The sequence below is a fragment of the Tenacibaculum pacificus genome (genome assembly GCF_027941775.1).
In the GTDB taxonomy this organism is placed as follows: domain Bacteria; phylum Bacteroidota; class Bacteroidia; order Flavobacteriales; family Flavobacteriaceae; genus Polaribacter; species Polaribacter pacificus_A.
The window spans coordinates 2,077,835-2,100,215 of sequence record NZ_CP115917.1; the positions used below are offsets into that span (position 1 = coordinate 2,077,835).

Genomic DNA, 22,381 nt, shown 5'->3' on the forward strand with positions numbered 1-22,381 from the left:
ACTTATTTATGAACAAAATATTTATACTCTTTATTTTTTTATGCTCACTAAAAAGCATTGCTCAAAATAATTCACAAAAAAATCCAGAAAACCAATTAGGAGTTTGGTATATGTACAACGGTTCGCACCAAGTTTCAAATAAATTTAGTTTAAAAACAATGGCACATTTTCGCTTCTTTGAAATAGGTGATGATATACAGCAATTTATTGGACGTTTTGGAGGTAATTACAAAATAAACAATAACATAAGTGCTACTTTAGGATATGCTTTTTTAAATACAGATGCTACTTTTAAAGCTAAAAACGGCGATACTAATGAGCATCGTATTTATGAAGATTTTAATGTAAAACATAAAATAAACACTCTAGCTTTTAGCCATAGATTTAGAGCCGAACAACGTTTTTTTAACACAAAAACTGATCACCTTCTACGCTATCAAATAGCCTTAAATTATCCATTAAATAATAAATGGGATACCTTTATATATAATGAAACTTTTTTCGATTTTAATGGTGAACCATACAATCAAAATTGGTTAGGAGCAGGTTTTAAATACAAAATTTCAAAAGCAATAAAACTAAAATTAGGATATCAAAATATAGTAACAAACCAAGATGCGAACTTTAACAGAATACTTTTAGGGCTTGTAATTAATACAAATCATCAGAAAAAATAATAATTATTAGTAGCTATTTCCCGCTTTCCGCACTCGCTTTTTTTGTTTGAAAAAAACAAAAAAGAGCTCAAACAATTGCTTCAATCGGGGCTAAAAATCTTTACACTATTTTAAATTTTATTTTTTAAAAATTATATAAATTAATACGATTAAAACACTTTAATACGTAAAATATTAAAATGTAACTCGTATAAAAACCTATTTTAGCAAAAAACTTATTTAAAAATGACCGCACCAATAATAACAAACGATGCAATTGTCTTTGGAATATTAATGATTTCTTTAGGATTTGTATTTTATACTGAATCTAAAACTGCTGGGTTTTGGCATAAATTCTATAAAATAGTTCCAGGACTTTTCATGGCGTATCTTGTACCAGCACTTTTCACCACTTTTGGAGTAATTTCTCCAGAATGGGAAACTACAAATGTAGCTGGTGAGGTTATTAAAGGAAAATCTCAATTATATTATGTAGCAAGTCGATTTTTATTACCCGCTGCATTGGTTTTAATGACAATAAGTATCGATTTAAAAGCTATATTTAACTTAGGTTCTAAAGCCTTAATTATGTTTTTTACAGGAACTTTAGGAATTATAATTGGTGGACCAATTGCTATTTTATTAATTTCAATATTTTCGCCAGAAACTGTTGGTGGTGCTAATTTTGATGCCGTTTGGCGTGGACTTTCTACACTTGCAGGAAGTTGGATTGGTGGTGGAGCAAATCAAACAGCAATGTTAGAAATTTATCAATATAATCCTCAAAAATACGGAGGAATGGTATTTGTTGATATTGTAGTTGCTAACGTTTGGATGGCAATTCTATTAATAGGAATTGGTAAAAAAGATAAAATTAATAAATGGTTAAAAGCAGATACCTCAGCTATTGAAGAATTAAAAGAAACAATGTCTACCTTTACAAAAAGCGTACAAAGAAACCCTAGCTTAACTGATTTTATGATTATGTTAGCAATTGCTTTTGGTACTGTTGGATTTGGACATTTTGCTTCGGGGTATTTAAGTGCTTTTTTTAGCGATTTAGTCGCAGGAATAGAATCGCAAGGATGGAGAAATATCTTTTCATTTTTAGGTTCAGGTTTCTTTTGGTTGATTAGTGTTTCTACTATTATTGCTATTGGATTATCGTTTACAAAAGCAAAAAACTACGAAGGTGCTGGAGCTAGTAAAATAGGAAGTATTTTTATTTACCTTTTAGTTGCTTCTATTGGTATGAAAATGGATTTAACAATGATTTTTGATAATGTAGGCTTAATTGCAATCGGTGTAGTTTGGATGAGTATTCATGCTGGTTTACTAATATTAGTAGCTAAATTAATTAGAGCACCTTTTTTCTTTTTAGCTGTTGGTAGTCAAGCAAATGTTGGTGGTGCTGCCTCTGCTCCTATTGTTGCACAAGCATTTCATCCTTCATTAGCATCTGTTGGAGTACTACTAGCCGTGTTTGGTTATGCAATTGGTACAATCGGAGCAATTATATGTACAATTTTAATGGAATTATCAGCAACTTTATAAGAGAATTCAGCATATTTGCAACTCAAAAAAATTATAATCATATGAAAAAAATTATCGCAGTTTTAGCGTTTTCTATACTAGCTTTTGCTTGTTCTTCTAAAAAAGAAGGAAACATGGTCGTTAAAGGTCAAATTAAAGGATTAAAAAAAGGTACTTTATATCTTCAGAAAATGAACGATACTCTATTAGTTTCTGTAGATTCTGTAGCTTTATTAGGTAGTGGGAAATTTACCTTAACAGATGATGTAACGTCACCTGTAATGTATTACCTAACTTTTGATGGAAATACAGAAGATAAACATTTAATGTTTTTTGGTGAAAAAGGTGAAATTACTATTAACGATAAATTAGAAGAATTTGGTTTTAACCCTGAAATAAAAGGATCTAAAAACCAAGATGTAATCGCTAAATTTCGTGAAATTGATAATAAATTTAAAGATCAACGTTTAGATTTTATTAAAAAAGATTTTGAAGCTCGTGCAGCTAAAGATCCTGTTTTAGTTAAACAATTAGAAGATGATTATAAAAAAATGATGCGTCGTCGTTTTTTATTTTCTACAAACTTTGCTATTGCTAATTCAGATAGTGAAGCAGCTCCTTATATTGCTTTATCTGAATTATTTGATGCCAATGTTATGTTATTAGATACTATTAATAACAGCTTGTCTGATAAAGTTAAAAAATCTAATTACGGGAAACGTTTACAAAAATTTGTAAGTCAGATAAAAGAAAAAGAAGATAAATAATTTTTTATTTTTCTTAAAACAAAAAACTCGATACTATTTGTATCGAGTTTTTTTATATCAATATTAAAAATAAATTTACTGAATTTTAAAAGAAATTATAGGTAAAGCACTATGATTAGCAATGTCTTCAGAAATACTTCCTTCAAAGAAATGAGAAATTCCTTTTCTTCCGTGAGTAGCAACAGCTATAATATCAGCATTACTTTTATTTGCATAATATAATACCCCATCTTCAACTGAATAATCAGCAATAATTTTTACATCTTTTGCCTTAGTAACATCTTCATTTGCAGCTTCAAAAAACAGTTGCATTTTAGCTGTAATTTCAAGACTACTTTTAAATTTTGCAGTAGGTGTATTTACATATATTAATTGTAAATCACAATTTAACTTTCCGAAAAAAGCTTTTGCTTTTAAATAAGGAGCAACATCATCATTAGAAAAATCACGTGCAAAAACAACTTTTTCAACTTTACTTGTAATTGCTTCTTCTTTAACAACTAATACAGGTCTGTTTGCGTAACGAATTACTTTTTCGGTATTTGATCCTATAAAAATTTCTTCTAAACCACTTGTTCCTTTAGAACCGATTACCAATAAATCTGCATTTTCTTCTTGAGCTAATGCATCTAATTCACTAAAAACTTTAAAGTGTTTAATAATTGGTGTTACTTTTAAATCTGATAAATAATCTTTTTTCAAAAATTCAGTAAACCTTTTTTCAGCTAATTTTAGGTAAAAAATTGTTTCGTTTTGAGATGACATTTCTGATTGATTAATTACTGCATTCGAAAGCTCAAGCATATGAACTGCAATAATTTCAGTATTATTTTTTTTAGCTAAAAAAGCAGCGGTTTTTAAGGCGTTTTCTGAATGTATTGAAAAATCTACGGGTACAATTATTTTTTTCATTAGTATGATATTAAGGTTTAACTTCTAAAGTAAATCTACAACGTATTAATTAAAAAAAGTATGATTTTTATCATCTATTTTACTTAATGACATCCTTCTACAGAAGTAGATAAATCGTTAACTGGCAGTGGAGAAACATAAGGAATCCCTAAACCTAAACCACGTAAAATAAATAACAAACCAATAAGAACAACCACATAAGGAATAACTTGTTGAATTCTTTTTCTGACCAATCCGTTGGCAAAATTACCAACGTAAACAATAATTGTCATCAAAGGAATTGTTCCTAATCCGAAGATAAACATATATAAACTTCCCGAAAAAGCATTTGTGGTGGCTAATGCGCCAAAAACAGCCATATAAACCAATCCACAAGGTAGTAATCCATTTAAAAAACCGATAGTAAAAAAAGTATCGTTACCTTTCTTTTTAAGTTCTTTTCCTAAAGATGATTTAACTTTCATTACCAATTTATTAATCGGTTTTGAAAAATTATATTTTTGAAAAGTTTTTGGTAAAATAACTACCAAAATCATAAGAACACCTACTGCAATGGAAAGTTGCTGTTGAAATCCGAAGAAATAAAAACCTTTACCCAAAAAACCAAACAACAATCCGATTAAACTATAGGTAAATAATCGCCCAAAATGATAACTAAAAATTTGAAAAAACTGTTTTACAGGATTTTTTCTATCAACAGGCAACATAAAAGCGATAGGTCCACACATTCCAATGCAATGAAAACTACCTAATAAACCAAATATGAGCGCAGAAAGAAACATTAATAAATTAATTCTTTCTCAAATAAATAAGCTGTATTTTTGTAGTTCCAAGAAACAATAATGTTCCAACGACCACCCAATAAGCGTTTCTCAGGCACGAGCAAATATGTATCAGAAATTGAAATAGGTATTTCAAAATCTAATTGCTTATTAGATGGTCTATATAGGAACACTTTTCCTGTAATATCTTTAGGATTAAATTCTGTTGGAAAATAGATTTTTAATCCTTCTGATACTCTTTTTACTTTAATATTTTCTGTTAATGCTTTCGCATTTTTTGTTGCATTTATATCTCCTTGAAACTCTAATTCTTTTTGATAATACTCTTCAGATACCAAATCATGATTATAATTCTGACCTGTACTCATTGATATAACGAAATATAGAATAAAACTCATAAATGCGATAATTGCAATTACGATACCTGCTCCCCAATTTAGTTTCATTTTTATTATTTTTTAATATCATTTTTAATAAAATGATTATTTATTATCGATAACTTCTTGGTCCTAAAAAATTAGTTTTAGTCGTTTCGATTAATTTATCACCACTGTAAACACCAATTCTAAGGTTTACTTTTTCTTTTTTCATTTCTGATTGATGCAATTCTACAAATAACGTTCCTTCTGCTAATCCTTGTTTTGGAACTTCAAAATTTTGATGTGTTACTGTTTCTATTTTCCCTTTATGAGAAAGCAATTTATAACTTACATCATCAATCTGTTTTGTGGTTTTATTGATAACCTTATAAGTATAAATATTACTGATAACGCCATTTTCTTTATGTTCATACAATTGTCCTGGTAATCTTAAAATAGTTGCTTCAACATCATTTCTTAAAAATAACATTCCTATTAAAACGGCTATTAAAATACCTAAAACAGCGGTATAACCTTTCATTCTGGCAGTAAACTCAAAAGGTGTTTTCTTTTCAATATTTTCTTCACTTGCAAAACGAATCAATCCTTTTGGTAAACCTACGTTTTCCATCATGTCATCACATTCATCAATACAAGCGGTACAATTTACACATTCTAACTGTGTTCCATTTCTGATATCAATCCCCGTAGGGCAAACATTTACACATTGTGCACAATCAATACAATCTCCTTTTCCACTGGTTGCTCTATCTTCTTTTTTCTTGAATTTACCTCTACCTTTTTCTCCTTCTCCACGCACATGATCGTACGCTACATTAATTGTTTTATTATCTAACAAAACACCTTGCAACCTACCGTAAGGACAAGCAATAATACAAACTTGCTCTCTAAACCAAGCAAAAATAAAATAGAAAACTCCTGTAAAAATTAATAAAGAAATTAAAGTACTCGTATTATCAAACGGATTACCTGTTACATAATTAATAACGGTATCTCCACCAATTAAATAAGCTAAAAATACGTTTGCTATTAAAAATGAAATGATAAAAAAGATAAACCATTTTAACAGTCTTTTCTTAATTTTTTCGGCATTCCATGCTTGTTTTTCTAAACGGATTTGTTTTCCTCTATCGCCATCAATCCAATATTCAATTTTTCTAAAAACCATTTCTAAAAAGATGGTTTGCGGACAAATCCATCCGCAGAAAATCCGACCAAAAACGACAGTAAATAAAATAATAAATACCACGCCAACAATCATCGAAACTACTAATAAATGAAAATCTTGTGGCCAAAAAGGAAATCCAAAAATATTAAATTTTCGTTTTATTACATTGAATAATAAAAACTGATTCCCATTAATTTTGATAAAAGGAGCGGCTAATAAAATCAGTAACAGAAAATAACTAACGTACGATCTGTATTTATAAAGCCTTCCACTTGGTTTCTTAGGATATACCCAAGCACGCTTCCCGTCATTATTGATGGTACCTATACTATCTCTAAATTGCTCGTCCTTGGGTGTCTCCATTATCAACTATTAAAAAACTATTATTTATTGTACACTATCTTTTACTTGTGTAATAACTTCTTCTACTACTTCAGATTCTTCTTTCAATAATTCTCCTTGTGGTGGTTTTGGTTTTGCAGGCGTAGTACCTTGAAAAGCCATAATATAACTTGCCACTTTTTGAATATCTATTGGTTTTAAAGTTTTACCCATTGCAACCATTCCTTTTCCGTCTCTACCTCCATTTGTAATGGTAGTAAATACGTTTTTAATTCCGCCACCTAAAAGCCAATATTTATCGGTTAAATTAGGTCCGATACCTCCACCACCATCAGCAATATGACAGGCAGCACAGTTTAATTTATAGATAGCTTTCCCTCTTTTTAAATCGCTTTCTGAAGTTAAAACAGTTACTGATTCAGCATCAATAACGACCTCTTTTGAAGTAGATCTAAAAGCTGCTAATTCTCTTTTTGCAACAGCTACAGATTGTGCATATTCCATGTCTTGTGTATAGCCATCTAAAACTTCAAATCGCACTAAATAAACAACTGCAAAAATGATAGTTGCATAAAACATATATACCCACCGTGGCGGTAAATTATTATCTAATTCTTTAATTCCATCATAATTATGATCAAGAATAATTTCTTCTTCTTCTTCAATAGCTTTTGCAGCAGTCCAATTGGCAATTAATTCTCTAGCCCAAGCTAAATGATCTACTTCTTCAGGATTTATTCCTGCTTTAATCATTTCAACTTCTTCAATTTTTTTGACACCTATAATAGTCAATAATTCTTTCGCTAAAATAACCAAGCCAAAAGCTATAATTCCAAGCCAAACTAATGGATTTTCTAAAATATTAAACGGATTAGCGTACGAACTAATTGCTGTCGCTAATGCAAATGGTGTTAAAAAAGTAAACAAAAATGATATTGCCGATTGAACTCTTGTATAGTTTTTAGGCATTAACTCATTTGCTTTGTTTACAACTGTGTTAGATAGTACTTCTTTTAGAAGTACTACCAAACCAAACCCAATGGTAATGTATAAAATTATTGAATTTTCTAAAAAATTAAACGGTTCTTCATATGCCTTAAATGCCTCTGCTAAAATAAATGGCATTGAAAAAACAAAAAGAAAAGATACTATAGATTGAATATATTTTTTCATAATAATTTGTTTTAGTCATTTAAAGGTAAATCGCTTACCTTACTTATGTATTCTTTTTTGGCTGTAAATACCCACCAAAATAATATCATAAAAAAAGTAAAGAATATTGTTAATGAAATCAACGGATATATTTCAATACCTGCAATACTTTCCATATGATTTTTTACGAACTTTAACGTGAGTCTTAGTTTTTAGTGTTTAATTGTTTTTGAACATCTTTTACTTTTATATCTGTACCTAATCTTTGTAAGTAAGAAATTAAAGCGACTATTTCTCTATCTTTCATTTCGATAAAAGTCTGCCCATTATCAGCTGCATATTTTTTATCTGAAGCATAACTTTTAGCAAAATCAGGATCTTGATGTAAGTTTTCTTGAATTTTAGCTCCTTGTGCATCCATATTAGCTTGCGCATTTGCTATTTCTTCATCAGAATAAGGAACTCCTAAAGTTACCATTACTCTCATTTTAGCTTCAGTATCACTTTTATCTAACTTACTTCTTACTAACCATTGATACGCTGGCATAATAGAACCTGGTGAGGTACTTTGCGGATCGTACATATGGTTTAAGTGCCAACTATCAGAATATTTACTTCCGATTCTATGTAAATCTGGTCCTGTACGTTTAGATCCCCATAAAAATGGATGATCATATACAAATTCACCAGCTTTAGAATATTCTCCATATCGCTCAACTTCACTTCTGAATGGTCGAACCATTTGAGAGTGACATCCTACACATCCTTCACGAATATAAATATCACGTCCTTCTAATTCTAAGGGCGAATATGGTTTTACACTTGATATTGTTGGTATGTTCGATTTTACTAATAATGTTGGTACAATTTGAACAACTCCACCTATTAAAATAGCGATTGTAGCAAAAATTGTTAATTTGATTGGTTTTCTTTCCAACCAAGTATGCCATCCTTCTCCTTTTGTTCTGTGCTTAGATACTTTTGTTAAAGGTGCTGCTTCTGCTAAATCATCAGTAACATCGCTACCAGATCTAATAGTTTGTACCGTGTTGTAAATCATTACAAATGCTCCAAAAATAAACATACTTCCTCCGATAGCACGCATCCAATACATTGGAATAATTTCAGTTACAGTTTCTAAGAAGTTACCATAAGCTAATGTTCCATCAGGATTAAATTGTTTCCACATTGATGCCTGTACAAAACCTGCAACATACATTGGTAATGTGTACATAATAATACCTAAAGTACCAATCCAAAAGTGAAAGTTTGCTAAAGCTGTCGAATATAATTTCGTTTTAAATAATCTTGGAACCATCCAGTAAATCATCCCGAAGGTAAAGAAACCATTCCAAGCTAATGCCCCAACGTGAACGTGTGCAATAATCCAATCAGAAAAATGCGCAATTGCATTTACATTTTTTAATGATAACATAGGTCCTTCAAAAGTTGCCATACCATAACCAGTAATTGCAACTACGAAGAATTTTAAAACAGGATCGGTACGTACTTTATCCCAAGCACCACGAAGTGTTAATAATCCGTTAATCATTCCACCCCAAGACGGTGCTAATAACATTATTGAAAATGCAACTCCTAAATTTTGAGCCCAAGTTGGTAATGCGGTATATAATAAATGGTGAGGCCCTGCCCAGATATAAATAAATATCAACGACCAAAAGTGAACTATTGATAATCGATAAGAATATACAGGTCGGTTTGCTGCTTTAGGAACAAAATAATACATCAATCCTAAAAATGGTGTTGTTAAGAAAAATGCAACGGCATTATGTCCGTACCACCATTGTACTAATGCATCTTGTACACCTGCGTACACTGAATAACTTTTAAGTGAAACTTACAGGCAATGATAAACTGTTAAAAATATGTAATACTGCAACAGTTACAAAAGTTCCTAAGTAAAACCAAATTGCTACATATAAATGACGTTGTCTTCTTTGAAGAATCGTCCAAATCGTGTTTACACCAAAGGCAACCCAAACTAATGCAATTGCAATATCAATAGGCCATTCTAACTCTGCATATTCTTTGGAACTTGTATATCCTAAAGGAAGTGTTATGGCGGCTGCAACAATAATTAATTGCCATCCCCAGAAATTAAAATTACTTAAAAAATCACTCGCCATCCGTGCTTTTAGCAATCGCTGTAACGAGTAATAAACCCCTGCGTAAATAGCATTTCCTACAAAAGCAAAAATTACTGCATTTGTATGTAACGGACGTAAACGACCAAAACTTAACCGTGATATTCCGTCTGTAATATTTGGGAATAAAAACATTAATGCCAACAGCAAACCTACCGAGAAACCTACGATTCCCCAAAGAAGTGTAGCATAAATGAATTTTTTTACGATTTTATTATCGTAATAAAATTGTTGCATTTCCATAATTTAATTGAATTTAATATCTATTGTTAATTATTGTTTTTTGTTTCCTCTTTTACTAATTCGTCATCAAAAAGCATACGAACTGACGGTGTATACGAATCATCGTATTGTCCGCTTTTTACAGAAACAATAAATGCAATAAAAAAAATAATTGCCACTAAAATGCTTAGTGTAAGTAGTAAGTAAATAACGCTCATATCTTGCCTGATAATTGTAGCACAAAGTTAGTTTTGATGCTCTTCTTAAAATATGATAAATATCATATTTTATGATTTATTTAATATTTCACTAAAAAAGTTTAGAAGTAACAAAAGAGGAAGATTAAAAATAGTATCTAATCTGTAAAAACGGAATTTATTTGTTGATTCGCCGTGGTTTTAAGCTATGTTAATTTAGAAGAAAAACTTATTGAAAAATAAAAAATCTCTTAAAAAGAGGTTTTTGAACGTATTATTTATGTTTGTATTAGTTTTTACCAATCTCTATTTCCAGCTAAGGTTTCAATATCAGCATTTTCATATCCATATATTTTTGAGATATTTTCAAAATCACTCATTATTGATTCTCGAGCTACAGTTTCAATTTCACTTTCATTTTTGTAAAACTCATCTTGAATTTCATTAAATTCTTCAGTATATTTTTCTCCTAATTTATATAAACCTTCTAAGTTTGTTGAACTTTGAAGTTCAATTTCTTTACAAAAGTTCAACAAAATATCTTTACATTTATCTACTAAGAAATTAGGGAAATAATTATCAGAATACATATCTTTTAAAAAGTTATATTCTTGTGCTTTTTTATATTTTAATTCTTCTACTTTCATTATATTTTTTGTTAATTTTTCTATTCAAAATAATCAATATTATTTTTCCAATTCCTAAAAGTAATCAACTTCAAATTACCGTTGTTTTTTTATCAATAAAAATGCAATAATAATACCTGCAACAGCACCAAAAAGATGTCCTTCCCATGAAATATGACTTTTTAAAGATGGTACTAATCCCCAAATCAATCCGCCATAAACAAGAGCTACAGCAATAGAAACAACTATTGGAATAAATTTTCGTTCTAAAATACCGTTTGCTATTAAAAATGAAGCGAGTCCATATATTAATCCACTAGCGCCAATATGATTTGCACTTCTAGCAAACATCCAAACAAGCATTCCACCAACTAAAATTGTAAATATAATTACAGACAATGTTTTCTTCGGATAAAAATAATTAAGCACCGTTAATAAAACAATTAAAGGAAGTGTATTTGAAAATAAATGCCAAATATCAGCGTGTAAAAAAGGGGATGCAAAAACACCAATCAATCCATTAAAAGTACGTGGTATAATTCCAAATTTAGTAATCGGAATAAAAAAACTTATGGCGTGAACAACATATAAAAAGACTATTAATTGAATAGTATATTTGTGTTTTTTAGAAATCATACATTAATATTTTTTCCACAATGTGGACAATTACAATTTTTTCTTTAATTTTTTCTTCGGATTTTTTTAGCTGTTTTTCAGATTGAATTTTATCAATAAAAGCCGAACTAATAATTCCTGTAGGAAGCGCAACAAAACCAATTCCGATTAACGCAATAACACCACCCAATAATTTACCCCAAGGCGTTACAGGATACACATCGCCATATCCAACGGTTGTTAATGTTGCTACTGCCCACCAAAAAGCATCGCCAATGCTTGCAAATTTTTCTGGCTGGTCATCATGTTCTATATGATACATAAGCGTAGAGGATAAAACCATTAAAACAAAAGTTACAAAAATAGTAATAGACAACTCTGCTTTTGTTTCCTTAAATATATATTTTATGGTTTTTAAGGAGCTTGAATATCTACCTAATTTAAAAATTCGTAACAACCTGAACAAACGAAGAATACGTATAATTCCTAAATCAAAAGGAAAAATTAATGGTAAATAAAAAGGAAGTATTGCTATTAAATCGATAATTCCTGCAGTAGAAAAAGCAAAATTTAAGCGTTCTGTTTTATCTTCTTTTGTAATATCAGAAACCCAAATTCTGATAAAATATTCAATAGTAAATACTGTTACCGAAAACAATTCAAAAAGATGAAAAAAAGCCCTATATTTTATATTTAATTAATGATAAGATTCAAGAATTAAAACAATAATATTCAACACAATAAGCGCATAAATAAATTTGATAAAATACTTATTGTAAGTAATAAAATTACGTGCTTTTTTTTCATTAAACCCAATTTTTCTTAATGTGTTTAGCAATTGACTTTGGTAAACTATTTACTACTAATGCTTTTTTAGGATTATTTTTATGATAAATAATCCATACTTTTTTAGTTCTAATTTTTTTAGAGTACCTAAACAAGTGGTTGCATATTCTATTTCTTTATCCTCAGAAAAATAGGCGAATTTAATTCGATAACCACTTTCACCTTTTACATTATTAGAAAAATAGAGTTCTTTACCTAAATATCTTCCTTCAGTAATAATACCATTACTTAAAATTGTAATTTCTTTTACTGTATTTCGAATATATAATCTAAAAATAAATAGGGTAATCAATGGAAATACCAAATAATAAAAAAATGGATTTCCGTTAGGTATGTAATCAAAATTTTTAATAACACTATACGTAGGTTTTTCAATGTTATAAATAACCTTTACTTCATCGCCTATTTTTAAATTAGCAATAGAATTATAAGACACCCATCTATGATATTCTTTATCAATTGTATATTCATATTCATAGGCTTTTACCATTGCCTGTAACTGGTCGTCTTCTATATCCGTAAAATAAACTTCTGTAATAGTTGCTTTTGTTTCGTTTGTATTAATATTCAAATAAAAACATTCTCTAAAATCAATATTTTTCATATTAGATTTAAGCGATAAAAAACTAAAATAAAGAAGAATAAGTATAAAAATTGTAGAAAACCCTCTATAAAGCAATCGGATTTTTAAATTTACAGGAAGTGATTTTGTAATTTTTTTATGCATTTATATCATTAATTTTATCAATAAATAAATCTAGCTTTTCTTTACTACAACTGCTCAATTCAATATAACTTTTACCACTTTCAGGAAACGTATGTATTGCTAAATGACTTTCACCTAACAACCAAAAACAGGTATATCCTTGCTCAGGAAAATGATGTTCATTAAAAAGAATAATTGTAAAACCAGCCTCTTTTAATAAATACTCATACCTTGTTTTTAGTGATTTTGGCACAGTACAACTATCCCAAATTTTATGACTGTATATATTTGCTTCTATATGTTTGTAAGATGTATTCATAATTAATATAAATCCCAATTACCGTTTAAATAATATTTATAAAGAACGGGATTGTGTACTTTATTAACTTCAATACTATCTTTAGAATTAAAAAATTCCTTTCCAAAAGATGTTATCAATTGCATTGCTTCGTTATTTATCCAATTGGTTTTAACATTTTTGAATTCAATTTTTTGCAATTTATCTTTTAATTGATTCGAACTAATATTTTTATTTTTTGTTCCAAGTATCCAGCCCCATTCTCCCATCGATAATACTTGATTATGAAGTTTTACCGTATTAAAATCAGCAGATCTTATTGTTTTATCAATACAATTATAGGCATTTGTTGCAAAATACGGACTTCCTGCTTGAGTGATAATTAATCCGTTAGGTCTTAATTTTCTGTTACAAAGTGAATAAAATTCATGTGAATATAATCTTCCTAATTCAATGTTTCTAGGGTCTGGTAAATCAATAATAATGATATCATAAAAATCCGTTTTATTTTGCTCTAAATGAATATAAGCATCTTTGTTAAAAATGCTAAGTTTATCATTTTTCAGTGCTTTTTTTGTTGATTTTCTGTAATACAGAATGATTTAATCCTAAATCGGTCATTTTCGGGTCTAAATCGACCATATCAATTTTTTCAACAGTCGGATATTTTAATATTTCACGAACAGCACAACCATCGCCACCACCAAGAATTAATATTCGTTGCGGATTTGGATGTAATTGCATAATCGGATGCACCAACGGTTCAGTGATACATTTTTTCATCAATAGAACAAAATTGTAAGTTTCCGTTTAAGTATAACCAATGTTCATTTTTCCATTCGGTTACTACAATATTCTGATATTTTGTTTGTTCAGAATAAATAACTTTATCTTTATATTTTTTTTGTTCTCCCCATTGAATAATCGGTTTTGTAAAAGAAATACCCGTAATTAAAAGTCCAAAAACAACGATTAAAACAGTTTTTAAACGAATAATTTTACGCTTATTTATCTTTTCTTTAAATCGATAAAAAACAATTAACGCAACTAAAAAATTAATGATTCCTAACACAAAAGGCGTGTATGCTAAACCTAATATCGGCAGACCAATAAAAGCAAAAAATACACCTCCGATAAGACTTCCGTAATAATCTTTTTCTAAAATAGAGGAGATATTACTTTTTAAATCTTCATATTCTTTATTTATCCGAACAACTAACGGAATTTCTAACCCAATCAGTAAACCAATAAGCATACTTAAAGAATAAATAACAAATCCATAATAATCACTTACCGAAGCCAAGGTATAAACCAAAACTGAAGAAAATGCCACAATTAAAGAAAGTGATATTTCTAAGATTAAAAAATTTTGAATTAAGTTTTTTTTGATTAATTTACTCAATCGACTTCCTAAACCCGTACAAAAAAGCATCAGCGAAACAATCATCGTCCACTGAAAAATTGAATTTCCAATAAAATAAGTTGCTAAGGTAGATAAGGTATATTCGGCTACTATTCCTGCAAATCCTGTGGCAAAAATAGCAGCTTTTAATACAAAAGAATTCTGTTTTAAATACTCCATGTAATTAATATCGCAGCACCGATGTAAGCAAAAGCTTCCATTAAACCTGCACCAATATTTGGTTTTTCTTGATTGATAATTTCATCTGTAAGTTTTCTTCCTGGTAATAAAATTTTATCAGCAAAAAGACGCATTATTGGCAATAATAAACAGCCTAATAATGTTTGTAAACTAATATCGATAAGCGTTGTTGTCCAGTCTAAAAATGGGTCTAAAATTGCATTCATTGTGATAATTCCAATGGCAAGTATAGCGCCCGAAAAACTAACTCCAGCGGCAACATTGTCTTTTTCTATTTCATTATGAATATCATAACCCATCCAAGCAATAAACACTTTAGAACCGATTACAAGGACTATATTTCCTATAATCCAATAAATTAAAAAAGTTAAAATACCTGATATTAATGTTTCCGATTCACCAATTAAAGCACCATATAAAATAAGTCCGTTTGCAATATAAATTGATGCTTCAATAACACCTGCACCTTCATTTTCATCAGTAATAATTTCTTTCTTTAAATCGAATTTATTTAAAATTACTTTATTGCTAATCCAAACAGATAAAAGCAATAACGCTATAGCAATTATTCCGTAGATAAAAATATGCTGAATATCAGTTATAAAACCATAACTTTCGCCAATAATAGCACCGCCAATAACAATAATTAAGGCAGTAAAATATCCGACATAAGAAATAATAAATGCAAAATTATCTTTTTCAACTAATTCATCTTGAATATTAATCTTCGGATTTAGCATTTTATACGCTATTTTTCCAAGGATAAAAATGATAAATCCACTTATAATATATCCTAATGAATGATATATTTCTATAATATTTATATATTTTTCCATAATAATAATTTTGTAAGTTTATTTACCATATCCTCCACTTCTAGAGCGAGAAGAACTTGAACTACTATATCTGTTGCTATTTCGTGTAGTTCGGCTAGAACTTCCATAACTTTTACTAGAACTATATCCTTTCGACCTTAAAGAAGTAGCACTTCGTTTTACGTTGGTTCTTACCTTATCTTTAAATGATTGAGGTTTAGAATTCCAAGTACTACTAGTATTTCCTGTTGATGATGTTCCGTACGTATTATTTCTTCCGTAATAACTAGTTCTTCCTCGGTTATTAGTTCGATAATGGTCATAATCATTTCTTCCGTAACGATTAGACCCACCTAAAAGGCTACTCATAAAATGATACTGTCCATAAAATGCCCAAAAAGACGAACCGTTACTTTGTCTTTCCCAGCTTCCGTATTTTTGATTACCTACATAATTATTATAACCTGCAGGAGTCGATTTTTTATCTAAAACACCATTTTTCTTTGATAAAACGGTCATTCCTAAATCTTTTTGATGCTCTTCAAAAGTGATTGCAGAAACTTTTTTCCAATCAGTACGCTTTATATCAAAATCATCTTCAGTCGGTTTAGTTGTTTTATTATTTTTTTCAAGGATGATTTTATATTTATGAAAATAAGCATCGCTATCTTCTTTATAATCCATATCTGTTAAAATAACACTGTAATTTTCTACATCAATATAAGTAGTAATAATTTCATCTAAAGGAGATTTAAGGTACTTTTTTCGTTCTGCTCCACAAGAAACTATAAGTAGTAGTATGCTTGAAATAATTAATGTTTGGAATATTTTCATTGTAATTAATTTGATACCAAATTTAGTATTTTAATATTAATAAGTATCTGCAACAGGTAATATATTAGAAACAGCAAGTTCACTAATAATAATCCCTTTAGTTACCTCAAATTCATCTTCTCCGTACTGTTCTATACAAAGTGTTTTTTGTTCATCTTCGTCTAAATAATCGTAAGAAATTAATTCTTCCCACTCTGAAGCATCTAATTCTTTACAAAAACCTGGTGATTTTTCATCTAAAAAATAACGAGTTCCTTCAAAATCAATTTTTTTAGGTGGTTTTTGATTTTCATCAATATAATCACAAACCGTTTCGCCTAATTTTCTTAGTTTTATTTTTTCTGATAAAGTAACTACTAAACCTCCATCATCTTCAAGATGTAAAAACTTTTCCGTAGTTCCATTTTTGATAACAAATTCACGAGTAAAATAATCATCTCCCCAATCATATTCAAACAAAGCTGTAACTGTCCAAGTTTCTATGGCATATTCAAAAATATATCCTTTTCCTAAATCTCTAATCGTAATATTAGTCGGATCAAAATGTCTTTCTGGTTCTTTTTTCTTTAAAAAATCAAATATTCCCATGTTGTATTATTTTTTATAAAACTAAATAAATTTTGTTAAGTAACAACTTAATGATATTCATTAAATTATTTTAATGTAACCTTTTTTAACAAATAAGCTCTTCTTTATTAAAAGAAGAGCTTATTTTATCAAATGAAATTATTGATAATTACTTTTAAATAATTTTACAATCCCATTTGTTTTTTTAACTCTTCAAGATTGCTTGCTGCACTTGTTTTTTTAGAACCTAAAGCTTTATCAAGTTCTTCATCGATACTTTTCGATTCGTTAGCAATATCTCCATAAGCTTCGGCTAAAGCTTCTTCTTCGGATACTTTTTCTTTCATTTTTTCTAGCATATTTACAGTACTAGAACTATCGATTGCCGCCATTTGTTTGTTTAAATTCTTGGTTGCTTTCGAAACTTTTACACGAGCTTTAAGGGTTTTTAATTCATTTTCCCATTTACTGATGTTATTTCTCAAACTATTAACATTGGTTTCTAATTGAGAAACCGATTTCGAAAAATTAGTAACCTCAATAGTACAACGATTAACGTGTTCTGTATTTTCTTCTTTTTTAACTAAAGCTTCCGTTGCTAAACGATCTGCATTTTCAGCAGTAAGCTCTCCTTTTCCAGCTTTTTGTAAAATCAACATTGCCTTATTTTGATAATCTTTGGCTTTTGTTTCGAACTGTGTTTTATCATTTGTAGAACGAATTAACATGGCTTTTACCTGCGCAAGACCTTCCATCGCTTCTGTTAAGTCATTTTTAATGTCCTTAATACCCTGCTCTGTCATTTTGATAGGGTTTTCCATTTTGTCAATTGCAGAGTTTGCTTCTGCTTTTCCTACATTAAATAATCTTCTAAAGATATTCATAATATGTTTTTTTAGTGTGTGTGTGTTAATTTGTATTTTTAATTATGCTTTAGAAAACTGAATGATGTTTTCTGAATATTCACTTAATAATAAACTCAAAGAATTTATAGAACCTTCCAATTCGTTTAAATCAAGGTTTTCAATTTGTAGCGTATCTCTAAAAATCACTTTCGTACCTGTTTCATCTAAAACAAAAGCACCATGAACGATGTCTCTATTTTTTTGTAATAATTGTTGAAAAATATTTTCATCAGGATTTGTGATTTTGAAGATATATTGTTCAATAATTAAAACTGGATTTGCAATTCCAATAATCAAATTATCAATACCTTCATCTTGATTTTGAATCATCAAAATACCTTCTTTTTTATCTTCATGAGTAATATTGTAATTTAACTCAAGTAAGTAATTTTTAATAATGTTAAATTGTTTTTTCATCTATTTTATTCTTTTACAAAATTTCTTAAACTTATTAAGTGTTTTTTAGTTTCTCAGGATTATTGCTAATAATTTTAGAATATCCAGCTATTCTGTAATTTTAGTTTGCTAATTTTAGTACTTTTGGTCTGTCAAATATAATCATATTTAAGTAATCTGCAAATAAAATTAGCACATCATGTCGTTTTTCGGAAAAAATATTAAAAAAATAAGAAGCGTAAAAGGACTTAGCCAACAAGCTTTTGCAGACATATTTTCTTTAAAAAGAGGAACTCTAGGTGCTTACGAAGAAAAAAGAAGCGAACCAAAAATTGACACCATCATAAAAGTTGCTAATTACTTTAGCATATCGATAGATGATATTCTAACAAAAAACATTACAGTTAATCAATTATTAAGCTTTAACGAAATCATTACTACAGATATCAATCAAGTTGTAAAAGCTAGTTTTACTGATATTCCTTTTGTAAACTCATTAAACAGTAAAATGTTTATCGATGATTTTAAAACCACAGAAAGCTATCAATCCTTACCTCTTATTAGAATGCCCGTAACAGCAAATGCTCCATTATTAGCATTTACAGTACAGGATTTATTTATGGTTTCTAATGAGGAAGGTTTATTTCCTGGTGATGTTGTAGTTGGTGAAAGCACTATTGCTGATGATTTAATTAAAGGAGATGTAGTAACTGTATTGGCAAATGATACGTTATTTATCAGACGTTATAACACTACAGATACAGGTTATCATTTATTAGCCGATCATATAAATATCGCTCCGATAAATATCCCTTATGGAACTGACATCCATTTTTGGAAAGTTTCTTATGTATTTTTAAAACAATATCCAAAATTCAATTCAAAATTAGAAAATCAATTAAACCAATTAAATACCGAACTAAAACGGTTGTCATTAAAATAATCTTTAAACAAAAAAACACGAAGCAATTGCTTCGTGTTTTTTATTCATGTTAAAAATATAAATGTGATTAATTATTCACTTTTACATTAGTATTTCCTTTGACAATGTAAAAATAAGAACGTCTATTTTTTTGATGTTCAGCCTCAGTACATTTGCTACTATTAGCATCATCACAATTATTTAATAAACTATCCTCTCCAAATCCAATTGCACTTGCTATCCTATCTGATGAAATTCCTCTTGATATTAAATAATCTCTTGTTGATTTCGCTCTTCTATCTGATAAACTTCTATTGTATGTTTTTGATCCTCGACTATCGGTATGTGATTCTATTTTGATAACTAAATCAACATTTGCTTTCATAACAGTTACGATATGTTCTAATTCGTATTCAGCATCTTCGCGAATATTTGATAAATCAAAATCAAAATAAATAGGATTAATTACTATCTGATCTTTAACTATTAATGATTCTAAATTAAGATTAGCAACTACTACTTCTTTATTGATATCTAGTGTCTCTGTATCTTTATTCTTGTTTCTGTAATTTTCTTTAGATGCTACTACTACAAACTTCTTTTCACAATCCATTTTTTCAAATAAATAAGCGCCTGTTCGTCCTGTTTTTTGCTCTAAAATAACAGCTCCTTTTTCATCCATTAATTGAACTACTGCATTCTGTATTGGAGCTCCTGTTCGTGAATCAGTAATAATTCCTTTAACGTCTTCCTTACATTTATAAATACTAAAACTATAAATATCATCATCGCCTAGACCACTTTTTCGGTTTGAGGAAAAGAATCCATAACTATGAGCATCATTTATTACAAATGCAAAGTCATCTGAAGATCCATTTACTGGTGCTCCTAAATTTACAGGGTTAGTATAAACTCCTGCTTCTATTTGTGATTCAAAAACATCCAAAGCTCCTAATCCTAAATGACCATCTGATGCAAAATATAATACATCATCACTTCCTACAAACGGAAACATTTCACGTCCTTCCGTATTAATAGTACGTCCTAAATTTTTCGGCTGACTAAACGTATTATTTTCTAAAATTGATACTTTATAAATATCGGTTGCTCCAAATCCATTTGGCATATCTGATACAAAGTACAATGTTTTTTCATCTGAACTTAAAGCGGCATGACCACGTGAAAATGAATCACTATTAAATGACAACTCAATTACATTACCCCATAATTCGCCTATTTTATCTGCACTATAAAGTTTTAAATGAGATACTTCATTTTTATCTCCTTTTAACCTTTTTCCATCATAATTATCTCGAGTAAAATAAGCTTTCTTACCGTTTTTTGTAATAATAATATTAGACTCATGATATTTTGAACTTAAATCCTCTAGCATCGTTTTCTTCTCGACATCTAAAATCTTCTTCTCTTTGATGTCTTTTTGCTTCGCTTTATAGATATTCAAATAAGGTTGTTTATTCCATTTGTATAATTTCTTATCCTTATCTGTTTTTGGACTTGTCGATGCAAAATAGAAATCATCTTCATAAATAAATCCTCCAAAATCAGAATACTTAGTATTACTTGATAAATTATGAATATTGATATATGTTTTTTCTTTATTTGAATATTCTACAAAATAATTCGAATTATTCTCTAAAGAAGCAACACGGCTATCTGTCCCATTTTTTGATTTTAATTTCAGTAACCATTTATCTGATTCCTCATTTTTTCCGTTACTTTTCAAAACTTGAGCATATCTAAATAAATGTTCTGAGGAAGCGATTTCTTCAGTGAAGACTCATCAGTTTTTTATAGTTTTCTTCTGCCTTAGCTAATTCGAAATTAAAATAATGGGAATCGCCTAACCTACTTAAAACTAAATATGAATCATCTCCTTTATCATGAATCGATTGATAAAGTTCTCCAGATTTTTTATATGCAAATTCTTTAAAGTACCTATCAGCTGCATATTTTCGTTGACCGAAACTTGCAGTACTTAACAATAGGATTAATATGTATAGTATGTTTTTCATTTTCCTAGTTTTTATATTAAAAGAATCTTGGTGATTTCAATGCTTGCTCTTTAAACATATCATATCGCAACATTACTTCATAAGTTCCTGAGTTATAATTACTATAATTTGAATTTGTTAAATCGTAAGCAAACCCTAAATACAAACTTTTACTTGCCTGAAAACCTAACAATGCACTGATTGAATCATCCCAACGCCAAGCCAAACCTGCCGTAAATTTCTCATTGAACAAAAAGTTTCCGGATACATCTATTGATAATGGCGCTCCGTTTACTGCCTTAGCTAAAACTGCTGGTTTAAATTTGATGCTTTCACTTAAATCGAATACATATCCTGCTATTAAGAATAAATGTAAACGTTCTTCAGCAACACTTCCGCCACCTTTAACATCATCATAATGTTCAGTACTTATAAAGTTTGGAATCGCTGCTCCTAAATACCAATTACTTGTATAATAATACAATCCTGCTCCAACTGTTGGTAAAAACTTATTGATATTATTACCTAAGTTTTTATCATCTCCATGTTGATATCTTCCCTTACTCCAATCTACATTTAAATGACGACCTCCTAGTTTTAATCCAAAAGCTAAATTTCCTTCATCACTGGTTCGAATTGTATAAGATCCATTGATATCTAAAAATACTTCACTCGCTGGACCTATTCTATCATTCGTTAAATTGACTCCTAAACCAACACCGCTATATCCTAGCGGAGTGTCATAACTTAAAGTTTGTGAATCTGGTGCTCCATCGACACCAACCCATTGGGTTCTTCCTAGTAAATTAATAATACTGTGTCCGTTGGACCCTGCATAAGCAGGGTTTACGGTCATTGTATTGTACATATATTGGGTGTACTGCGGATCTTGTTGTGCATTAATTCCGGCTATTACACATAGAATTAATAGTATTGAATATCTAATTTTCATATCGCTTT

Annotated in this window: 27 protein-coding genes and 2 pseudogenes; 4 read left to right on the forward strand and 25 right to left on the reverse strand. The window is 29.3% G+C overall.

Translation table 11 applies throughout. The features are described from left to right. The first annotated feature begins 8 nt into the window (after positions 1 to 8). The 3 genes from PG913_RS09475 to PG913_RS09485 all read left to right on the forward strand — a co-directional run bounded on the left by PG913_RS09475 (position 9) and on the right by PG913_RS09485 (position 2,956). Positions 9 to 677, forward strand: a complete 669-nt coding sequence (locus tag PG913_RS09475; protein ID WP_271230497.1) for a DUF2490 domain-containing protein — start codon at positions 9 to 11, stop codon at positions 675 to 677. Positions 678 to 902: 225 nt separating this feature from the next. After that, positions 903 to 2,210, forward strand: a complete 1,308-nt coding sequence (locus tag PG913_RS09480; protein WP_271230498.1) for a DUF819 family protein — start codon at positions 903 to 905, stop codon at positions 2,208 to 2,210. A gap of 41 nt (positions 2,211 to 2,251) precedes the next feature. Then, positions 2,252 to 2,956, forward strand: a complete 705-nt coding sequence (locus tag PG913_RS09485; RefSeq protein WP_271230499.1) for a DUF4369 domain-containing protein — start codon at positions 2,252 to 2,254, stop codon at positions 2,954 to 2,956. Between the two features lie 75 nt (positions 2,957 to 3,031). Here PG913_RS09485 and PG913_RS09490 read toward each other — a convergent pair whose 3' ends face one another. The 22 genes and pseudogenes from PG913_RS09490 to PG913_RS09595 all read right to left on the reverse strand — a co-directional run bounded on the left by PG913_RS09490 (position 3,032) and on the right by PG913_RS09595 (position 18,508). Then, the gene (locus PG913_RS09490; RefSeq protein ID WP_271230500.1) at positions 3,032 to 3,868 is read right to left on the reverse strand and encodes a universal stress protein; all 837 of its coding nucleotides are present in this window, start codon (positions 3,866 to 3,868) and stop codon (positions 3,032 to 3,034) included. A gap of 83 nt (positions 3,869 to 3,951) precedes the next feature. Beyond that, the gene (locus PG913_RS09495) at positions 3,952 to 4,650 is read right to left on the reverse strand and encodes a sulfite exporter TauE/SafE family protein (RefSeq protein WP_271230501.1); all 699 of its coding nucleotides are present in this window, start codon (positions 4,648 to 4,650) and stop codon (positions 3,952 to 3,954) included. Beyond that, positions 4,650 to 5,096 carry a FixH family protein gene (locus PG913_RS09500; protein WP_271230502.1) on the reverse strand — a complete coding sequence of 149 codons (447 nt, stop codon included), beginning with the start codon at positions 5,094 to 5,096 and terminating at the stop codon, positions 4,650 to 4,652. Before PG913_RS09500 ends, PG913_RS09495 begins: the two co-directional genes overlap by 1 nt. Positions 5,097 to 5,139: 43 nt before the next feature. Beyond that, a complete protein-coding gene (gene ccoG / locus PG913_RS09505; protein WP_271230503.1) occupies positions 5,140 to 6,561 on the reverse strand; it encodes a cytochrome c oxidase accessory protein CcoG in 1,422 nt (473 codons plus the stop codon). A gap of 24 nt (positions 6,562 to 6,585) precedes the next feature. Further along, a complete protein-coding gene (locus PG913_RS09510; protein ID WP_271230504.1) occupies positions 6,586 to 7,713 on the reverse strand; it encodes a cbb3-type cytochrome c oxidase N-terminal domain-containing protein in 1,128 nt (375 codons plus the stop codon). Between the two features lie 11 nt (positions 7,714 to 7,724). Continuing rightward, complete coding sequence (locus PG913_RS09515) at positions 7,725 to 7,868, reverse strand: CcoQ/FixQ family Cbb3-type cytochrome c oxidase assembly chaperone (protein WP_271230505.1); 144 nt, start codon at positions 7,866 to 7,868, stop codon at positions 7,725 to 7,727. A gap of 29 nt (positions 7,869 to 7,897) precedes the next feature. Next, positions 7,898 to 10,100 (reverse strand): annotated as a pseudogene (ccoN, locus tag PG913_RS09520) (cytochrome-c oxidase, cbb3-type subunit I). A gap of 26 nt (positions 10,101 to 10,126) precedes the next feature. Beyond that, a complete protein-coding gene (ccoS, locus tag PG913_RS09525) occupies positions 10,127 to 10,297 on the reverse strand; it encodes a cbb3-type cytochrome oxidase assembly protein CcoS (RefSeq protein ID WP_271230506.1) in 171 nt (56 codons plus the stop codon). 275 nt (positions 10,298 to 10,572) lie between these two features. Further along, the gene (locus PG913_RS09530) at positions 10,573 to 10,923 is read right to left on the reverse strand and encodes a DUF5713 family protein (protein WP_271230507.1); all 351 of its coding nucleotides are present in this window, start codon (positions 10,921 to 10,923) and stop codon (positions 10,573 to 10,575) included. Between the two features lie 75 nt (positions 10,924 to 10,998). Continuing rightward, the gene (locus PG913_RS09535; RefSeq protein WP_271230508.1) at positions 10,999 to 11,538 is read right to left on the reverse strand and encodes a rhomboid family intramembrane serine protease; all 540 of its coding nucleotides are present in this window, start codon (positions 11,536 to 11,538) and stop codon (positions 10,999 to 11,001) included. Beyond that, positions 11,528 to 12,175 (reverse strand): potassium channel family protein, encoded by a 648-nt coding sequence (locus PG913_RS09540; RefSeq protein WP_271230509.1) that lies wholly within the window; start codon positions 12,173 to 12,175, stop codon positions 11,528 to 11,530. The genes PG913_RS09535 and PG913_RS09540 overlap by 11 nt, the downstream gene beginning before the upstream one ends. A gap of 204 nt (positions 12,176 to 12,379) precedes the next feature. Next, positions 12,380 to 12,967: a DUF3592 domain-containing protein gene (locus tag PG913_RS09545; RefSeq protein ID WP_271230510.1), complete on the reverse strand. Its 588-nt coding sequence runs from the start codon at positions 12,965 to 12,967 to the stop codon at positions 12,380 to 12,382. Between the two features lie 115 nt (positions 12,968 to 13,082). Further along, on the reverse strand, positions 13,083 to 13,388 hold the full coding sequence (locus tag PG913_RS09550; RefSeq protein WP_271230511.1) for an S-adenosylmethionine decarboxylase family protein: 306 nt from the start codon (positions 13,386 to 13,388) through the stop codon (positions 13,083 to 13,085). Positions 13,389 to 13,390: 2 nt separating this feature from the next. Next, complete coding sequence (locus PG913_RS09555; RefSeq protein ID WP_271230512.1) at positions 13,391 to 13,636, reverse strand: hypothetical protein; 246 nt, start codon at positions 13,634 to 13,636, stop codon at positions 13,391 to 13,393. Positions 13,637 to 13,645: 9 nt separating this feature from the next. Beyond that, positions 13,646 to 13,969, reverse strand: a pseudogene (locus PG913_RS09560) (spermine/spermidine synthase domain-containing protein); the annotation flags it as partial. Then, complete coding sequence (locus PG913_RS09565) at positions 13,923 to 14,150, reverse strand: spermine/spermidine synthase domain-containing protein (protein ID WP_271230513.1); 228 nt, start codon at positions 14,148 to 14,150, stop codon at positions 13,923 to 13,925. The pseudogene PG913_RS09560 and the gene PG913_RS09565, both read right to left, overlap by 47 nt. Then, a complete protein-coding gene (locus PG913_RS09570; RefSeq protein ID WP_271230514.1) occupies positions 14,131 to 14,949 on the reverse strand; it encodes a hypothetical protein in 819 nt (272 codons plus the stop codon). Before PG913_RS09570 ends, PG913_RS09565 begins: the two co-directional genes overlap by 20 nt. Next, entirely contained in the window at positions 14,937 to 15,806 is an 870-nt protein-coding gene (locus PG913_RS09575) for a DUF350 domain-containing protein (RefSeq protein WP_271230515.1), read from the reverse strand. The genes PG913_RS09570 and PG913_RS09575 overlap by 13 nt, the downstream gene beginning before the upstream one ends. 18 nt (positions 15,807 to 15,824) lie before the next feature. Then, entirely contained in the window at positions 15,825 to 16,619 is a 795-nt protein-coding gene (locus PG913_RS09580) for a hypothetical protein (protein ID WP_271230516.1), read from the reverse strand. A gap of 36 nt (positions 16,620 to 16,655) precedes the next feature. Continuing rightward, on the reverse strand, positions 16,656 to 17,207 hold the full coding sequence (locus PG913_RS09585) for a DUF4178 domain-containing protein (protein WP_271230517.1): 552 nt from the start codon (positions 17,205 to 17,207) through the stop codon (positions 16,656 to 16,658). A gap of 164 nt (positions 17,208 to 17,371) precedes the next feature. Continuing rightward, entirely contained in the window at positions 17,372 to 18,070 is a 699-nt protein-coding gene (locus PG913_RS09590) for a PspA/IM30 family protein (RefSeq protein ID WP_271230518.1), read from the reverse strand. 42 nt (positions 18,071 to 18,112) lie between these two features. Beyond that, on the reverse strand, positions 18,113 to 18,508 hold the full coding sequence (locus tag PG913_RS09595; protein ID WP_271230519.1) for a type III secretion system chaperone family protein: 396 nt from the start codon (positions 18,506 to 18,508) through the stop codon (positions 18,113 to 18,115). 178 nt (positions 18,509 to 18,686) lie between these two features. Here PG913_RS09595 and PG913_RS09600 point away from each other — a divergent pair, with 178 nt between their 5' ends. Next, positions 18,687 to 19,430, forward strand: coding sequence for a helix-turn-helix domain-containing protein (locus PG913_RS09600; protein WP_271230520.1), 744 nt, complete (start codon positions 18,687 to 18,689; stop codon positions 19,428 to 19,430). A 67-nt stretch (positions 19,431 to 19,497) separates the two neighbouring features. On the opposite strand, the gene PG913_RS09605 is transcribed toward PG913_RS09600, so the two are convergent. The 3 genes from PG913_RS09605 to PG913_RS09615 are packed head-to-tail and all read right to left on the reverse strand — an operon-like array spanning position 19,498 to position 22,373. Further along, positions 19,498 to 21,153 (reverse strand): OmpA family protein, encoded by a 1,656-nt coding sequence (locus tag PG913_RS09605; protein ID WP_271230521.1) that lies wholly within the window; start codon positions 21,151 to 21,153, stop codon positions 19,498 to 19,500. Positions 21,154 to 21,196: 43 nt separating this feature from the next. Then, a complete protein-coding gene (locus PG913_RS09610) occupies positions 21,197 to 21,442 on the reverse strand; it encodes a hypothetical protein (RefSeq protein WP_271230522.1) in 246 nt (81 codons plus the stop codon). 16 nt (positions 21,443 to 21,458) lie between these two features. Continuing rightward, a complete protein-coding gene (locus tag PG913_RS09615) occupies positions 21,459 to 22,373 on the reverse strand; it encodes a PorP/SprF family type IX secretion system membrane protein (RefSeq protein ID WP_271230523.1) in 915 nt (304 codons plus the stop codon). Positions 22,374 to 22,381 lie beyond the last annotated feature (8 nt).

What these genes read in the sequence shown, in the direction of transcription:
- PG913_RS09590 (WP_271230518.1), bottom strand. Translation starts at nt 18,070, where the DNA reads ATGAATATCTTTAGAAGATTATTTAATGTAGGAAAAGCAGAAGCAAAC.
- PG913_RS09580 (WP_271230516.1), bottom strand. Translation starts at nt 16,619, where the DNA reads ATGAAAATATTCCAAACATTAATTATTTCAAGCATACTACTACTTATA.
- ccoS (WP_271230506.1), bottom strand. Translation starts at nt 10,297, where the DNA reads ATGAGCGTTATTTACTTACTACTTACACTAAGCATTTTAGTGGCAATT.
- PG913_RS09555 (WP_271230512.1), bottom strand. Translation starts at nt 13,636, where the DNA reads ATGGGAGAATGGGGCTGGATACTTGGAACAAAAAATAAAAATATTAGT.
- PG913_RS09535 (WP_271230508.1), bottom strand. Translation starts at nt 11,538, where the DNA reads ATGATTTCTAAAAAACACAAATATACTATTCAATTAATAGTCTTTTTA.
- PG913_RS09495 (WP_271230501.1), bottom strand. Translation starts at nt 4,650, where the DNA reads ATGTTTCTTTCTGCGCTCATATTTGGTTTATTAGGTAGTTTTCATTGC.
- PG913_RS09545 (WP_271230510.1), bottom strand. Translation starts at nt 12,967, where the DNA reads ATGAAAAATATTGATTTTAGAGAATGTTTTTATTTGAATATTAATACA.
- PG913_RS09485 (WP_271230499.1), top strand. Translation starts at nt 2,252, where the DNA reads ATGAAAAAAATTATCGCAGTTTTAGCGTTTTCTATACTAGCTTTTGCT.
- PG913_RS09575 (WP_271230515.1), bottom strand. Translation starts at nt 15,806, where the DNA reads ATGGAAAAATATATAAATATTATAGAAATATATCATTCATTAGGATAT.
- PG913_RS09615 (WP_271230523.1), bottom strand. Translation starts at nt 22,373, where the DNA reads ATGAAAATTAGATATTCAATACTATTAATTCTATGTGTAATAGCCGGA.
- PG913_RS09585 (WP_271230517.1), bottom strand. Translation starts at nt 17,207, where the DNA reads ATGGGAATATTTGATTTTTTAAAGAAAAAAGAACCAGAAAGACATTTT.
- PG913_RS09595 (WP_271230519.1), bottom strand. Translation starts at nt 18,508, where the DNA reads ATGAAAAAACAATTTAACATTATTAAAAATTACTTACTTGAGTTAAAT.
- PG913_RS09510 (WP_271230504.1), bottom strand. Translation starts at nt 7,713, where the DNA reads ATGAAAAAATATATTCAATCTATAGTATCTTTTCTTTTTGTTTTTTCA.
- PG913_RS09500 (WP_271230502.1), bottom strand. Translation starts at nt 5,096, where the DNA reads ATGAAACTAAATTGGGGAGCAGGTATCGTAATTGCAATTATCGCATTT.
- PG913_RS09515 (WP_271230505.1), bottom strand. Translation starts at nt 7,868, where the DNA reads ATGGAAAGTATTGCAGGTATTGAAATATATCCGTTGATTTCATTAACA.
- PG913_RS09480 (WP_271230498.1), top strand. Translation starts at nt 903, where the DNA reads ATGACCGCACCAATAATAACAAACGATGCAATTGTCTTTGGAATATTA.
- PG913_RS09565 (WP_271230513.1), bottom strand. Translation starts at nt 14,150, where the DNA reads ATGAAAAAATGTATCACTGAACCGTTGGTGCATCCGATTATGCAATTA.
- ccoG (WP_271230503.1), bottom strand. Translation starts at nt 6,561, where the DNA reads ATGGAGACACCCAAGGACGAGCAATTTAGAGATAGTATAGGTACCATC.
- PG913_RS09570 (WP_271230514.1), bottom strand. Translation starts at nt 14,949, where the DNA reads ATGGAGTATTTAAAACAGAATTCTTTTGTATTAAAAGCTGCTATTTTT.
- PG913_RS09550 (WP_271230511.1), bottom strand. Translation starts at nt 13,388, where the DNA reads ATGAATACATCTTACAAACATATAGAAGCAAATATATACAGTCATAAA.
- PG913_RS09475 (WP_271230497.1), top strand. Translation starts at nt 9, where the DNA reads ATGAACAAAATATTTATACTCTTTATTTTTTTATGCTCACTAAAAAGC.
- PG913_RS09610 (WP_271230522.1), bottom strand. Translation starts at nt 21,442, where the DNA reads ATGAAAAACATACTATACATATTAATCCTATTGTTAAGTACTGCAAGT.
- PG913_RS09600 (WP_271230520.1), top strand. Translation starts at nt 18,687, where the DNA reads ATGTCGTTTTTCGGAAAAAATATTAAAAAAATAAGAAGCGTAAAAGGA.
- PG913_RS09490 (WP_271230500.1), bottom strand. Translation starts at nt 3,868, where the DNA reads ATGAAAAAAATAATTGTACCCGTAGATTTTTCAATACATTCAGAAAAC.
- PG913_RS09530 (WP_271230507.1), bottom strand. Translation starts at nt 10,923, where the DNA reads ATGAAAGTAGAAGAATTAAAATATAAAAAAGCACAAGAATATAACTTT.